The organism is Blautia sp. JLR.GB0024 (genome assembly GCF_037000545.1).
Lineage (GTDB): Bacteria > Bacillota > Clostridia > Lachnospirales > Lachnospiraceae > Blautia > Blautia celeris.
In genome coordinates this window covers 900258-914364 of record NZ_JBANBF010000001.1, presented here as the reverse complement: position 1 = coordinate 914364, position 14107 = coordinate 900258, and the positions used below count along the sequence as shown (strand labels likewise).

The window sequence follows — 14107 nt, the reverse complement described above, 5'->3', positions numbered from 1 at the left end:
AGCTACACCTTTTCTACTTAAAACATCGAAAGAGTTTAAAGCAGACAGAGATGGTAAGAACCAGAGCGCCTGCGGCCACAAGAAGATACTGTACCGGAACATAATCTGCCAGAGGGCCGAAAAAGGCCATACCCAGAGGCAGCGCGCAGGAAGTGGAGATCTGCATGAAACTGAAAATCCTGCCATGCATGCCTGGTTCCACTTTTTCCTGGATGGTCACATTGATGGGGGTGTTGTAGCAGGGGGAGGTAACGCCTATCATGGTATTCATGACCAGGTATATGAAAAATACAGGCGCCGTCCCCAGACCGATCATGATCGCCCCGTACACACCTCCGGCCAGAAGAGTGGTCTGCAGATGGTTTTTAAATCCGCCCCAGGAGGCGATGAGGATGCCGCCCAGGACCATGCCGAGGCTGTAGGTCATTTCACTGACCGTGAGCCGCCATACCTCCGATCCGAAGGTCCTGCTCACCATAAGAGGTGTGAGGAAGGCGGAGGGGCTGATCAGAAACAGGATGATGATCTGAAACAGCATCAGTCTTCTGATAAAAACATGGTTCTTAATGTAGGAAATACCGCCTGTTATTTTCTGCAGACTGGATTCCTCCCCGGCAGATGATTTTGCGTAGGGCGGTATTTTAATGGTAAAAGTGATACTGATGCCGATCATGGCTGTGATCACGTCAATAAAAAGTGCCGCCTCCAGAGGCGCTGCGGAGAGAACGGCACCTCCGGCTGCCGGTGATAAGAACATCATGAAGGAGGACAGGGTACTGTTGATTCCGTTCATCCTCATGAGATGTTCTTTGGGAACAAGCTGCGGAAAGATGGCGTTCACCGCAGGTGTCTGGATTCCGGTGCCGGCTGAACGGATGATCAGCACAGCAAACAGAAACCAGATGTTCTTATGCCCTGACAAAAAAGCCAGAGCCAGTATAAGCGTAGAACATGCAATAACGCCGTCTGAGAGCATGATCAACAGCTTCCTGTCATAGCGGTCAATCCATACCCCTGCAAAAAGGGAAATGATGATCTGGGGAAGGAAGCCGCAGAGGGTGGAGATGGTGAGCATTTTTCCTGAAGATGTTGTCAGTGTAATATACCAGACAATCGCGTACTGAACCAGGGAGGAACCGAACAGGGAGATAGTCTGGGCTGTTAAAAATCGAAAGGTCTTTCCTTTCCATGTATTCAAATTCATATTGTAAATACCTCTTTCTGTAAATGATAAAATCTGCTGCCACCCGCATACGGGTACTGTACAGATGCCTCTGCCGGGCAGCAAAAAAGGCAGAGGACATCATAAGCCTCTGCCTGTCAGTCTGCAGACAAAAGGCTGCGGCGAACACATCGCCGCAGCCAGATACAGAACAAGGGTATTCACGGAAAACAGGTACACAAACAAACGCATCAGATAATCCGATACGCATCATACCTGTTTCCCGGTGAATACAGCAGCTCTGCCGCTATCTGAACTCCGTACAATGTTTCACCGGAAACGTTATCTGTACGGAGCTGATTCGTCTTCTCAATTTATCAGTCAAAATAAAGTTCATAAAAGCCACCTCATTGGGATGATTTGCTTGTCCTAATGATTACTATAGCATGTAAAAAAGTTCCTTGTCAATGAAGAGTTCGTATATGTTATAATGGACGAAAACGGACACCAGGTGTCATATCGTTCAAGATTTCTTTTTTCCGAAATGCTACAATAGTGAAAATGAAAGGAGGAGGACAAGAAATGCACGCGGAACAAGAACAAAGGCATGTGTATTATGACCATGACCTGGGAATCGAAGCATATAATTTGAGCGGGATTGTCCAGAAATTTCCAAACCATTTTCATGATTATTATGTGATTGGGTTTGTGGAGGGAGGAAAGAGGCATCTCTGGTGCAAAGGAATGGAGTATGACCTGAATGCCGGAGATTTGATCTTGTTTAACCCCAGAGACAATCACTTCTGTGCGCCCATCAATGGTGAAATTTTAGATTACCGTGCGGTCAATATTAATATGGATGTGATGCAGAGAGCTGTTAAGGAAATTACGGGAAAGGATTTTATCCCGCATTTTACTAAAAACGTGGTATATCAAAGTGACATTACGCAGTCCATCGGTGATCTGTATGATGCCATTCTCGCCCACGAACCCAAGCTGAAAAAGGAGGAGGCATTTTTCTTCCTTCTGCAGCAGATCCTGCAGGAACACGCAGCGCCTTTTGACGAGGCGGATATATCAGAGCCGAATCAGCAGATCAAGACGCTCTGCAGTTATATGGAGGAGCATTTTTCGGAAAATATCACGCTGGATGATCTGCTCTCCATGACCAGTTTCGGAAAATCGTACCTGCTGCGTTCTTTTACCAAACAGGTGGGAGTTTCTCCGTACCGCTATCTGCAGACTGTGCGCCTTAAGAAAGCCAAGGAGTTCCTGGAACAGGGTGTGGCACCCATTGACGCGGCAGATATGGCCGGTTTTGCGGACCAGAGTCATTTTACTAATTTTTTCAAAGAATTTATCGGATTGACACCAAAACAGTATCAGAAAATCTTTACAGATAAACCGCTGCCTGTCACTCCGGCAAAGGAGTGGCCGAATGAATAAGACAATACATGGGCATATAGCAGCCCTTCTTACCATTTTAATCTGGGGAACTACGTTTATCTCCACAAAAGTGCTTCTTATAAGTTTTGAACCGGTGGAAATATTATTTATCCGTTTTATGATCGGGTATTTTGCGCTCTGGTGTGTCTGCCCCCGCAGGCTGAAGGTACGCAGGAGGAAACAGGAATGGTACTTTGCCGCAGCAGGACTCTGCGGTGTGACACTGTATTATCTGTTTGAAAATATTGCGCTGACCTATACACTGGCCTCCAATGTGGGTGTCATCATCTCTATTGCGCCTTTTTTTACAGTGATTTTTTCTTGTCTGTTTCTGCACGACAGGAGGCCGAATATACGGTTCTTCGCCGGGTTTTTGATTGCCCTTGCGGGTATCTTTCTGATCAGTTTCGGAGGGGAGAAGAACCTGCAGTTAAATCCCGTGGGAGATTTGCTGGCTGTGATAGCGGCAATGATCTGGGCTGCGTTTTCGACGATCACGAAAAAGATCAGTGGGTTTGGATATAATACCATTCAGACTACAAGGCGTACGTTTTTCTATGGGCTTATCTTTATGGTCCCGGCCTTGCTTCTGATGGATTTTCATATGGAACTTCAGCAGTTTGCCAGCCTGAAAAACGTGCTGAATCTGCTGTTCCTGGGATTCGGAGCTTCTGCGCTCTGCTTTGTGACCTGGAATCTTGCGGTTAAGATCCTGGGTTCCGTGAAGACCAGTGTCTATATTTACATGGTTCCTGTCATCACGGCAGTTACGTCGGCTCTTATCCTGCATGAGAAATTAACACGGACGATCGTCTCAGGCATTGTCCTGACACTGATTGGCCTGTTCTTATCTGAGGACAGAAAAACTGAGAAGAATACAGCAAAGGAGTATAAGGCATATGCAGGCACAAAGTGATAAATGCGTCATGGTACTGGACAAAGACCTGCCCCTTGGCATTCTGGCCAACACCGCGGGAATCATGGGAATCACACTGGGAAAACACATCCCGGAGACAGTGGGGCCGGATGTGATGGATAAAAGCGGGAAGGAACATCTTGGGATCATAGAGCTTCCTGTTCCGATTCTGAAGGCGGATCAGGAGAAAATCAGAGAGATCAGGGAGCAGCTCTACCGGCCGGAATACGCGGACCTGGTGGTGGTGGATTTTTCAGATGTTGCGCAGAGCTGTAACGTCTATGAGGAGTATATAAAAAAAGCAGCAAGTGTGGCAGAAGAGGAAATGACTTACTTTGGCATCGGTATCTGCGGTGCCAGGAAGCTGGTCAATAAACTGACAGGCAGTCTGCCGCTGCTGAGATAAATAGAAGACAGAAGATAATGAGCCGGTCACGTCTGCGCGGACCGGCTCGTCTGTTATGTGCGCCTGGCGGCGCACGTTTCCAACGAGTGAAAGTCTCGAATCCGCCCGGTAGTGGGAAGGATATAGCCGAAAGCAAGGGTGTCCGCCGTGAGACGGAATCGGAAGGAAGCTGGATATGGGGAACATACTAACCCATGGGCAAATCTCCGGTCTGACGAACAGAAATCACATAAAAGGTTATGCATGAGGGTAAGGCTGCATAACAAGTCGAAGCCCAATAACTACACGGAATCATGCATGATAAATGTGGCAGATAGATGGAGAGAAGGAAACGTGTGGTACCCAGGGAGGTCTGTGTGGAATGCTCTGAAAGGAGTAACCATAACTGTAAGGTTATGCTGAACGCACAGAAGTCAGCAGAGGTCATAGTAGTCGAAAGATGAAGGACCGAATCAATAGGAGCCTTGAGTATGACCGAGAAAGGGAGGAATGACTTACAATGACAGAAAACATGAACAATGGCTGTTCGCAAAGAGATAATGCGGAACATGAAGGGTATGCGAAAGCGTCTAGGTCGTTCAATCGGATATGGAAAGAAAGAGACAGTGCACAGCCGAAACTCTTAGAGGCGATACTGTACAAGGGCAACATGAACAGAGCGTACAAAAGAGTAAAGGCAAACAAGGGAGCGGCGGGAATTGACGGAATGACCGTTGAAGAAGCACTCCCATATTTAAGGGAACATCAAAAGGAGTTGACAGACCGAATATTAAGAGGGAAATATACTCCGTCTCCAGTAAGGAGAGTTGAAATCCCAAAAGCAGATGGTGGTGTGCGAAAGCTAGGCATACCGACAGTGATAGACCGAACCATACAACAGGCAATAGCACAACAGCTAATGCCAATCTATGAACCACTCTTTAGCGAAACGAGTTACGGATATCGCCCGAACAGAAGCGCAAAAGACGCAATCCTTAAGGTAAAAGAGTATGCAGAACAAGGCTATACCTATGCGGTATCGCTGGATTTATCGAGATATTTTGATACGTTAAATCATGAACTGTTATTAAACCTTTTACGCAAGAATGTAAAAGATGAAAGAGTAATCCAACTCATAAAACGATATCTGAAAAGTGGTGTAATGGAAAATGGAGTGGTAATGGAAACGGAAGAAGGTTCTCCGCAAGGTGGAAATCTTTCGCCGTTACTGGCAAATATCTATCTGAATGAGTTTGACCAAGAGTTCTTTAAGAGAGGTGTGCCTTGTGTCAGATATGCTGATGACATAGTGTTGTTAGCAAAGAGCAAGCGAGCATCAGAAAGACTGTTGGAAAGCAGTACGAAATATCTCGAAGAGAAACTGAAACTAACAGTGAACAGAAAGAAAAGCCGTACTGTCAGTGTGTTTGCAATCCGAAAATTTAAGTTCCTTGGCTTTACGTTGGGAAGGAATGGTAGTGGCATATATGTCCGAGTTCATCCAAAGTCATGGAAGAAATTTAAGTCAAAACTGAAAACCTTATCTTCCCGTAAGAAGTGTCAGAGCATAAAACCGAGTCTTGAAGAGATAAAGGTGTATGCTAGGGGCTGGCTGAATTACTACGGAATCGCAAGCATGAAGAACAACATAGAAGATATCAACGGATGGCTCTATCACAGAATACGCATGTGTATATGGAAACAGTGGAAGCTGCCTAAAACGAAAAAGAGAAATCTAATCAGAATGGGAATTCCAGAATACTATGCACATATAGCGGCTAACAGTCGAAAAGGACATTGGTTCTCTTCAAATCTTACGACAGTAAAGAGAGCTATGTTAAAAGAAAGACTGATAAACAGTGGCTTTTATGATTTAGCCACAGCCTATCAGTCTGTGCATGTCAACTATTGAAACCGCCGTGTACCGAACGGTACGCACGGTGGTGTGAGAGGACGGGAGCTAGTCACTCCCTCCTACTCTATTTCGGAAGGAAACAACAGGGTTCTTTTGTATGGAGGAGTGTAAGACTGTGCATGGCTCTTGTGCAGGCAATATAGAGCAGGCTGCGGTCGTATTCCGAAAAATACGTTTCCTTTCCCGCATCCGGTATGAGGACCGCGTCAAATTCCAGCCCTTTTGACATGCGCACAGAGGTGATGGATATCCCGTTTTTAAAGCTTGTGCTGTGGGGGGATATCAGCTCTACAGGGTATGTGGGATGCAGGTGTTTAAAGAGCGCTTCAGCGTCTTTGTCCGTCTTCAGGATTATGCCCATGGAGGCGTCTCTGCCTTGTAAAAAATTTCGGATCTCCGATTCTATTTTCAGGAGTTCTTCCCCGGGAGTCTGACAGAAGATGACAGACGGAGCCTTTCCATGGCGCTTTACAGGCCGGATTTTTGTATCTTTCAGGATGGATTTGGCAAAGTTCATGATTTCCCAGGTGGAACGGTAACTGGTGTTCAGCTCGGTAAATTCTGCCTTTTCATACATGGCCCGCAGGTCATCCAGAGTATGGCTGTGGTTCGGGTTCAGTATCTGTCCGAAGTCGCCTAGAATGGTTTTGGAACACGGAAAAAGCAGATTTATCACTGCGTACTGGATGGGAGCGTAGTCCTGCATCTCATCAATCACCAGATGTCTGGTGATCCTGCTCTCTTTCAGGCCTTCAAAGGCAGCGTGAAGGTAGAGAAAGGGATATACGTCTGCCCATTCCAGTGTCTTTTTGGAAGGCATGACAAACAGATGAGGGATGCCGGAGTCTTGGCAGAATTTTTTATATAAGGCCAGTGTGCTGCGGACGGCAAGCATGGAGGTGAGGCTTTTTAGGATGGCACGCGGCTGCGGCAGTTCTTGTTCCATGATATTATCATCCTCAAAGCTGCGGCATATATCATCTGCGATCATGGGAAGCCTCTGTTTTATGGGATAGTTTCCATAGGCTGCAAAGCGTTTTGCAATCCAGTCTCTGTCTGCTTTGAAAGGACCGAACGTGTAGTCAGAAGGAAGAAAAATTGTGTCATTCAGCTTTTCTATATAGGAGTCCAGCATTCGTACAAATTCCAGCGTTGATTTAAAGCGGACTCTCCGGGACCATTTTTCATCCGGAACATCCGGAGGACTGCTTTCTTCCTCAAAACCAATAATACCTTCCAGCTGAATCTCTGCAATATCGGAAAAGCTGAGTTCATAGATAGGCTCCTCCCCAAGTTCCGGAATGACATTGGAAATGTAATCCCCAAACACTTTGTTCGGGGAGAGAATCGTCACATTTTGGGAAGAGAGACGGTCTTTGAAGCGGTAGAGCAAAAATGCGATCCGGTGCAGGGCGATGGAAGTTTTGCCGGAGCCGGCAGCGCCCTGGATGATCAGTGTGCCTGTATTTTCATTCCGGATAATTTTGTTCTGCTCCTTCTGGATGGTGGAGATGATGGATTTCATCTTCTCATCGGAAGTGTGGGAAAGTTCTTTTTGAAGCACATCATCCTGGATATTGGCAGCGCTTTCCAGGGCATATTCCATGATGCAGTTTTTGATCTTAAACTGTCTTTTTCTGGTCAGATATCCCTCAATCCTTCCGGCAGGGGCATCATAGCCCGCCGGGCCTGTTTCATAGTCGTAAAACATACCGGATACAGGGGCGCGCCAGTCATAGATCAGCATTTCACCCCTGCAGCGGAAGGTAAAGCGGCCGATGTATACAATCATTTCTTCCCCGTCATCGCATTTAAAATCAATCCGGGCAAAATAAGGGGAGTCTTTTAGTTTTGCCAGCCTATCCCTTGAGGCTGCGGCAATGGTGCCGGTGTGGTCTGTCTGCTTTAACAGCAGTTCGTTTTGAAACATTTCATGGGGATCTAATTCGCCCCGGTACTGTGCCATATAACGTTTGGCATTCTTATAGTCTGTGTCAATCCTCTCCACATCCGCGTCGGCTTCCTGTAAAGCGGCATCCAGTTTCTGGAGGATTTCTGCAAGGCGGGCTGTTTCATCAGGAAATGGATGCATCGGGTCCCTCCTTTGGCAGGATAAAACGCTGGGTGGGATAGCCGAATTCCACCAGCAGTTCCGCTTCGGCAAATCCCAGATTTTTAATCTCCCTGCGGTGCCCGGTATCGGCCCGGTCCCCCTCCCGGTATGTTGTTATGCTGATCTCTTTACCAGCGGCAAGCTCCTGCATTACCTTATCCAGAAACGCTTTGGGAATGCCCTTTTTCCTGTATAAAGGATGGGTGCCCATAAAGTCTATACTTCCTGTCTCCCTGGAAAAAAGCAGGATGCCGATGGCGGTTTCTTGGTCCTTCAGGATAAGGGCCTGTCTGTCGGCAATGCTTTGTTTCAACACCTGTAAGTAGTCCTTTTCCCTGAGATGCGGAAAACCGTCTATGACCAGCCGCACAAGATCCATCCAGCACGGAATGTCGGAATCCTGGGCAAATGTGATTTTTTCTGAGGCGTTTTCATAACTGTCCAGCATGTGATAGCTCCCTTCTAATTCAAATTTTAACTGCAGGGGGTAGAATTTCTCATTCTCCCGGTATCTGCTGGGAGGCTGCTTGTACATGGCGGTGAATATTTTGGTAAAAGCCTGCTGGCTTTCATATCCGGCCCCAAGCGCAATGTCCAGAACCGGTCTGTCGGAGAAAACAAGAAGCTTGGCAGCCTCTGTCAGACGACGGCGCAGAACATATTCATGTATGGTCATACCCACAGTATTTGTGAACATGCGGTGCAGATGGTATTTGGAATAGTGAAGTGCTTCCGCAACCGTATCCAAATCTGTTTTTTCCATCAAATGTGTTTCAAGATATTGAATGGCTGCGGTGATTTTTTCTATGGTTTGATTTGGCATGGTGAACCTCCTTTCAGACAGCTATTATATCCTTTCCAGATGGATCATGTTTAATCGTTCTTGCGGTTTTATACTGCGTTGCGTTTGTTCTTGAAATCGCACTTAAGGTCTTGTAATTTCTTAAATTCTATGGCGCTGACTTTTCGGTTGGCGCTGTCTGTCTTTGATTTGTTCCCATGATAACATCCGCTCTATGGATTGTGAAGAAAAATATTTCCTGTTTTGGTTGACAGAACCCGCAGGGGATGATAGTATGAACATATACCGACAGACAGTCGGTCTATAGGAGGGAAGAATGGTATGCGGGTAGTAAAAGAAGCAAATGAGAGAAAAAATGAGATATTAGACGCAGCAGCAATGCTGTTTGCAGAGAAGGGTTTTGATAATACCAGCACAAATGAGATCCTGGAGGCGGTAGGGATTGCCAGAGGAACGCTTTACCACCATTTTAAATCAAAAGAAGATATTATGGACGCGATTATAGACAGACAGAGCGGGCGGATGCTGGCACGGGCCCGGCAGATTGCAGAGGATGACAGTATCCCTGTTGAAGAACGCATGATTCGTGTTGTTATGGCTCTTCGCCTGGAAGAGACGGAAGGAGCGGGAGGGAAAGACATGATCAAACATCTGCACCGGCCTCAGAACGCATTGATGCATCAGAAGTCAAAAAGGATCATTATGAATCAGGTGCCGCCTATTCTGGCGATCGTGTTGGAGGATGGCATCAAACAGGGACTTTTTGACACGCCCTATCCTTTGGAATGTATGGAGATGGTGGTGGCGTATCTGAACACTATATTGGATGACGGTCTCGTTGTACTGACAGAGGAAGAGCGTCTTATGCGGATAGAATCATTCATTTTCCATATGGAAAGGCTTCTGGGCACAGAGAAGGGGCATCTTGATTATATTATGAAAATGTTTGAAAGCGGGGAATAGCATGAAGCAGGCAGACAGCTCTTTCAGAAAGTTTCTGACACTCTGGGCAGGGGATTTTATCTCCTCAGTAGGAAGCGGGCTGACATCCTTTGGTCTGGGTGTCTATATTTTCCAGCAGACAGGGAAGGCGTCCTATATGGCGCTTGTCACTCTGCTTGCGTTTCTTCCGTCCCTTTTGCTGAGTGTACCAGCGGGGGTGCTGGCGGACCGGTATGACCGCAGGATACTGATGGTACTGGGCGACAGTCTTTCCGCAGCCGGACTGCTGTTTATTCTGGCCTGTCTTATGGACGGGGAGGCACAGGTGTGGCAGATTTGTGTGGGTGTGACGATTAGTTCGATATTTACTTCCCTGTTAGAACCGGCATACAAGGCCACCATCACGGATCTGCTGCGGCCGGAGCAGTACAGCAGAGCCAGCGGCATGGTCCAACTGGCAGGTTCGGCGAAATATCTGATTTCCCCGGTGCTGGCAGGATTTCTCCTTGGAATCGCGGATATCCGCCTTCTGTTGCTATTAGATATGGGTACCTTTTTCGTGACAGTGGTGACGACTCTGGCGGTGCGCAGAGGAATCGAAAGCCGGGTGTCCGGAGGACGGATATCATTTCTGCCGGAAATCAAAGAAGGATGGAAGGCCCTGACGGGCAGAACAGGAATGCCTGCCCTTGTTTTCATGGGCGCGCTGATTACGTTTTGTCTTGGGATGATCCAGACTTTAGCGTCCCCCATGGTGCTCAGCTTTGCAGACAGTACATCCCTTGGGACACTTATGACAGTCATTGCTTTCGGAATGCTGGTATCCAGTATGATATTGGGAGGCTTCTCCATAGAAAAAGGGTATGTCAGGCTTCTTTCCGCGTCTTTGTTCGGGGCGGGGATTTTTATGGCACTGTTCGGACTGCGTGAAAATATGGTATGGATCGGAGCGGCCGGATTTTGTTTTTTTGCCATGCTTCCCTTTGCCAATACCTGTCTGGACTGCCTGATACGCGGTAATATAGACAATAAGATACAGGGCCGCGTGTGGGGGCTTGTGGGACTGATCTCCCAGCTTGGATATGTGGCTGCCTATGCCGTTTCCGGTGTATTGGCAGATTACCTTATGACCCCGCTGCTGCTGCCCGGAGGGAAACTGGCCGGGAGTGTGGGGAAGATACTCGGAACAGGCGACGGCAGGGGAATCGGATTGCTGATCATACTGTCAGGACTGCTGCTCTGTGTGACAGCGGCCCTTCTTCCCGGTATAAAATCTATTCGTCTGCTGGAAAACAGAGGTGTATATGAATCGTAAAATTATTCAAAGAGACATTGCAGGAAATAAAGCAGTATCCTTTCTTACCGTATTATTTATTACCGCCGCGGCTATGCTTCTGTCCCTGGCCGGAATCCTTGTCACCAATCTTTTCGGTTCTATTGACCGGCTTATGGCGGATGCGAAGACGCCGCATTTTATGCAGATGCATACAGGAGATGTGGATTTTGGAGAACTGGAAGCATTTACTGCGGGAAACAGCGCAGTAGAGGATTTTCAGGTTCTGGAGTTTTTAAATGTGGGCGGAGAAAAAATCAGGCTGGGAGAAAATTCCCTGGCACTAAGTGTTCAGGACAATGGATTCAGCGTACAGAGCAGCCGCTTTGATTTTTTGCTGGATGAGAACAACAGGCCCGCACAGCCAAAAGACGGTGAACTCTGGGTCCCGGTCTGCTATAACAGGGATCATACCGTACAGGCGGGGGATAAGGCTGTCATAAACAGAAAGACCTTTGTGGTAACCGGCTTTGTCCGGGATTCCCAGATGAATTCCACACTTGCCTCTTCCAAGCGGTTTGTTGTAAGTGCGGGAGATTATGCGCAGTTAAAAGAAGGGGGAAGCGTGGAGTATCTGATAGAATTCCGTCTGAAGGATTTGTCAGACTTAAGTGAGTTTGAGAGTGCCTACAGTGCATCCCAAATGCCGGCCAACGGGCCGACTCTTTCCTGGCCGCTGTTCCGGATGATCAGCGCGGTCTCCGACGGGATCATGATCGCTGTGATCCTGCTGGTCAGCGTGATCGTTATACTCATAGCCCTGCTCTGCATCCGGTTTACCCTGCTTGCAAAAATAGAAGATGACTACCGGGAAATCGGGGTTATGAAGGCAGTGGGAATCCGTGTGTCTGACATACAGAGTATTTATCTGGCGGTCTATGCCGTTCTCGCTGCAGCCGGATGTATCATGGGATTTCTTCTGTCACTGGCGCTGCGTGGTCCGCTGCAGGAGAGTATACGCGCTAATCTGGGGGAAAGCGGGAATGATGGGCTGTCTTTCCTTCTTGGTATGGCAGGAACCCTGCTTCTGTTCTTTTTTATCCTATTCTTCATCAGACGGATCCTGAAAAGATTCCGTAGGATATCACCGGTGCAGGCAATCCGCCAGGGAAGCGAACAGGAAAATGTCCGCGGAGGAAAAAGCCTCAGGCTTTCAAAGAACAGATGGTTAAGCGCCAACCTGTTTCTGGCTGTGAAAGATATAGCTGCGCGGAAGCGTCTCTATTTAACCATGCTGTTTGTGATCATTCTGGCGTGTTTTATCATGGTGGTGCCTCAGAATCTGTATCATACGATCTCGGACAGCAGTTTTGTCACTTATCTGGGTGTGGGGCGCTGTGATCTGCGGATGGATATACAGCAGACAGAGGAGCTGGAGGAAAAGGCAGGCAGTGTGGGAGAATATCTGGAACGGGATTCAGCGGTTGAGACGTATGCTGTTTTCGTAACAGAACTTTTTGACCAAGAGCAGGAAGACGGAACGACAGAGCAGATCAAAGTGGAGCTTGGGAATCACGGTGCTTTTCCCCTTCAGTATGTGGACGGAAGGCTGCCTTCCCGTGACAGTGATATTGCATTGTCTGTGTTATACGCAGAGGAGATGGATAAAAAAGTCGGTGATAAAATGATTCTGCTTACGGACAAAGGGGAAAAACAGCTCACAGTCTGCGGTATTTACTCAGACATTACCAATGGAGGAAAAACCGCAAAGGCGGCCTTCCAGCCGGGTACCCGGGAAGCTGCCTGGAGTACGGTCTGTGTGAATCTGAAACAGCCCGGTGTGCTGGCGGAAAAGACAGAAGAGTACAGCCGAAAGTTTCCGTATGCAAAGGTTTCCGGTATGGAAGACTATGTGGCACAGACTTTCGGACAGACGCTTCGCGCGGTTCGGACAGCGTCGGTGGGAGCCGGTTTTGTGGCTGTTGTTGTGACACTTTTGGTCATATTGCTTTTTATGAAACTGCTGACAGCAAAGGACCGGTATTCCATAGCTGTGCTTAAGTCTGTTGGATTTACCGGCTCTGATATTTCCAGGCAGTATATATGGCGTTCGGTACTGGTTGTGATCCTGGGGATTCTTCTGGGAAGCGTACTTGCCGGGACGCTTGGAGAAAGGATAGCGGGAGCTGCCATTTCCTCTCTGGGGGCAGCAGCCTTTCAATTTACAGAAGACCCTCTGTCTTTCTTTGTCCTGTCACCGGTTGTTCTGCTCTTTACCGCGCTGGCGGCAACCATAGCAGGAACGGCAAAAGCGGGGAACCTATGTATATCACAATCAATAAAGGAGTAAGGTATGGAACAGTTATTAGACGGAAAAGAAATCGTAAAATCATATGGGGAGGGCAGGGAAAAGCAGTTGGTGCTTGACCATGTATCTCTGGAAATGGAGAGAGGAGGATTCGTTTCCGTGATGGGGCCTTCCGGGTCCGGTAAATCCACCCTGCTCTACACACTGAGCGGCATGGATTCTGATTACAGCGGAACCGTAGTTTTTGACGGCAGCACCATGTCCGGTCTTAAGGAGGAAACTCTGGCGGACCTGCGCAGGACCAAAATGGGATTTGTCTTTCAGCAGCCGGCCTTTTTAAAGAATCTGAACCTTCTGGACAATATCATTCTGCCTGTCATGCGGGAAAACAGAAAGAATGGAAAAGCGATAACCGTAAAAGCCAGGGCACTTATGAAAAAGGTGGGAATAGAAGGACTGGAAGAGCGGGATATCGCCCAGGTATCAGGGGGGCAGCTTCAGCGCGCAGGCATATGCAGGGCGCTTATGAGCGAACCGGAGATTATTTTCGGGGATGAACCCACAGGCGCGCTGAACTCCAGGTCTGCTCAGGAGATCATGGAGCTTTTAAAAGAGATCAATGAGGAGGGCACTGCGGTCCTGGTGGTTACCCACGACGCGAAAGTGGCAGCAAAAACAAAACGTGTGCTGTTTATGCAGGATGGGAAGATAGTCAGTGAGCTGGTATTCGGAAAAGAGGAGGGGGATGACCTGGATATACGGGCAGAAAAGGTTATGCGGCGGATGCGGCAGATTGGAATTTAAAGGCATAGTTTCCATTGGAATGATGGATTTTGCACAGGTGC

Annotated in this window: 12 protein-coding genes; 9 read left to right on the top strand and 3 right to left on the bottom strand. The window is 47.8% G+C overall.

The annotated features are described in order from the left end of the window. Positions 1-13: 13 nt before the first annotated feature. The gene (locus V8Q34_RS04180; RefSeq protein WP_335834883.1) at positions 14-1204 is read right to left on the bottom strand and encodes an MFS transporter; all 1191 of its coding nucleotides are present in this window, start codon (positions 1202-1204) and stop codon (positions 14-16) included. 540 nt (positions 1205-1744) lie between these two features. On the opposite strand from V8Q34_RS04180, the gene V8Q34_RS04175 reads away from it, so the two are divergent. The 5 genes from V8Q34_RS04175 (at position 1745) to ltrA (ending at position 5821) form a co-directional block, all read left to right on the top strand. Then, positions 1745-2608 (top strand): AraC family ligand binding domain-containing protein, encoded by an 864-nt coding sequence (locus tag V8Q34_RS04175; RefSeq protein WP_227210536.1) that lies wholly within the window; start codon positions 1745-1747, stop codon positions 2606-2608. Next, positions 2601-3524, top strand: coding sequence for a DMT family transporter (locus V8Q34_RS04170; RefSeq protein ID WP_244806631.1), 924 nt, complete (start codon positions 2601-2603; stop codon positions 3522-3524). Before V8Q34_RS04175 ends, V8Q34_RS04170 begins: the two co-directional genes overlap by 8 nt. Next, positions 3508-3930 carry a DUF2000 domain-containing protein gene (locus V8Q34_RS04165; RefSeq protein WP_033139616.1) on the top strand — a complete coding sequence of 141 codons (423 nt, stop codon included), beginning with the start codon at positions 3508-3510 and terminating at the stop codon, positions 3928-3930. The genes V8Q34_RS04170 and V8Q34_RS04165 overlap by 17 nt, the downstream gene beginning before the upstream one ends. Positions 3931-4247: 317 nt before the next feature. After that, positions 4248-4373, top strand: coding sequence for a hypothetical protein (locus tag V8Q34_RS04160; RefSeq protein WP_255611085.1), 126 nt, complete (start codon positions 4248-4250; stop codon positions 4371-4373). A gap of 56 nt (positions 4374-4429) precedes the next feature. After that, a complete protein-coding gene (gene ltrA / locus V8Q34_RS04155) occupies positions 4430-5821 on the top strand; it encodes a group II intron reverse transcriptase/maturase (RefSeq protein WP_291587187.1) in 1392 nt (463 codons plus the stop codon). 67 nt (positions 5822-5888) lie between these two features. Here ltrA and V8Q34_RS04150 read toward each other — a convergent pair whose 3' ends face one another. Together V8Q34_RS04150 and V8Q34_RS04145 are read right to left on the bottom strand one after the other, a co-directional pair. Then, the gene (locus V8Q34_RS04150; protein WP_244806995.1) at positions 5889-7916 is read right to left on the bottom strand and encodes a HelD family protein; all 2028 of its coding nucleotides are present in this window, start codon (positions 7914-7916) and stop codon (positions 5889-5891) included. After that, on the bottom strand, positions 7900-8760 hold the full coding sequence (locus V8Q34_RS04145; protein WP_227212044.1) for a helix-turn-helix domain-containing protein: 861 nt from the start codon (positions 8758-8760) through the stop codon (positions 7900-7902). Before V8Q34_RS04145 ends, V8Q34_RS04150 begins: the two co-directional genes overlap by 17 nt. Before the next feature lie 300 nt (positions 8761-9060). Between V8Q34_RS04145 and V8Q34_RS04140 the strand changes: the two genes are divergently transcribed. Genes V8Q34_RS04140 through V8Q34_RS04125 form a run of 4 tightly spaced genes read left to right on the top strand, consistent with a single transcriptional unit; the run spans position 9061 to position 14066 of the window. After that, positions 9061-9702 (top strand): TetR/AcrR family transcriptional regulator, encoded by a 642-nt coding sequence (locus tag V8Q34_RS04140; protein WP_335834881.1) that lies wholly within the window; start codon positions 9061-9063, stop codon positions 9700-9702. 1 nt (position 9703) lies between these two features. After that, positions 9704-10996, top strand: coding sequence for an MFS transporter (locus tag V8Q34_RS04135; RefSeq protein WP_335834880.1), 1293 nt, complete (start codon positions 9704-9706; stop codon positions 10994-10996). Continuing rightward, the gene (locus V8Q34_RS04130; protein WP_335834879.1) at positions 10986-13304 is read left to right on the top strand and encodes an ABC transporter permease; all 2319 of its coding nucleotides are present in this window, start codon (positions 10986-10988) and stop codon (positions 13302-13304) included. The genes V8Q34_RS04135 and V8Q34_RS04130 overlap by 11 nt, the downstream gene beginning before the upstream one ends. A gap of 3 nt (positions 13305-13307) precedes the next feature. Then, on the top strand, positions 13308-14066 hold the full coding sequence (locus tag V8Q34_RS04125) for an ABC transporter ATP-binding protein (RefSeq protein ID WP_033142258.1): 759 nt from the start codon (positions 13308-13310) through the stop codon (positions 14064-14066). Positions 14067-14107: the final 41 nt, after the last annotated feature.

Excerpts from the sequence above, each read along its gene's own strand:
- V8Q34_RS04170 (WP_244806631.1), top strand. The coding sequence starts at position 2,601 with ATGAATAAGACAATACATGGGCATATAGCAGCCCTTCTTACCATTTTA.
- V8Q34_RS04175 (WP_227210536.1), top strand. The coding sequence starts at position 1,745 with ATGCACGCGGAACAAGAACAAAGGCATGTGTATTATGACCATGACCTG.
- V8Q34_RS04135 (WP_335834880.1), top strand. The coding sequence starts at position 9,704 with ATGAAGCAGGCAGACAGCTCTTTCAGAAAGTTTCTGACACTCTGGGCA.
- V8Q34_RS04180 (WP_335834883.1), bottom strand. The coding sequence starts at position 1,204 with ATGAATTTGAATACATGGAAAGGAAAGACCTTTCGATTTTTAACAGCC.
- V8Q34_RS04150 (WP_244806995.1), bottom strand. The coding sequence starts at position 7,916 with ATGCATCCATTTCCTGATGAAACAGCCCGCCTTGCAGAAATCCTCCAG.
- V8Q34_RS04160 (WP_255611085.1), top strand. The coding sequence starts at position 4,248 with ATGGAGAGAAGGAAACGTGTGGTACCCAGGGAGGTCTGTGTGGAATGC.
- V8Q34_RS04140 (WP_335834881.1), top strand. The coding sequence starts at position 9,061 with ATGCGGGTAGTAAAAGAAGCAAATGAGAGAAAAAATGAGATATTAGAC.
- ltrA (WP_291587187.1), top strand. The coding sequence starts at position 4,430 with ATGACAGAAAACATGAACAATGGCTGTTCGCAAAGAGATAATGCGGAA.
- V8Q34_RS04125 (WP_033142258.1), top strand. The coding sequence starts at position 13,308 with ATGGAACAGTTATTAGACGGAAAAGAAATCGTAAAATCATATGGGGAG.
- V8Q34_RS04130 (WP_335834879.1), top strand. The coding sequence starts at position 10,986 with ATGAATCGTAAAATTATTCAAAGAGACATTGCAGGAAATAAAGCAGTA.
- V8Q34_RS04165 (WP_033139616.1), top strand. The coding sequence starts at position 3,508 with ATGCAGGCACAAAGTGATAAATGCGTCATGGTACTGGACAAAGACCTG.
- V8Q34_RS04145 (WP_227212044.1), bottom strand. The coding sequence starts at position 8,760 with ATGCCAAATCAAACCATAGAAAAAATCACCGCAGCCATTCAATATCTT.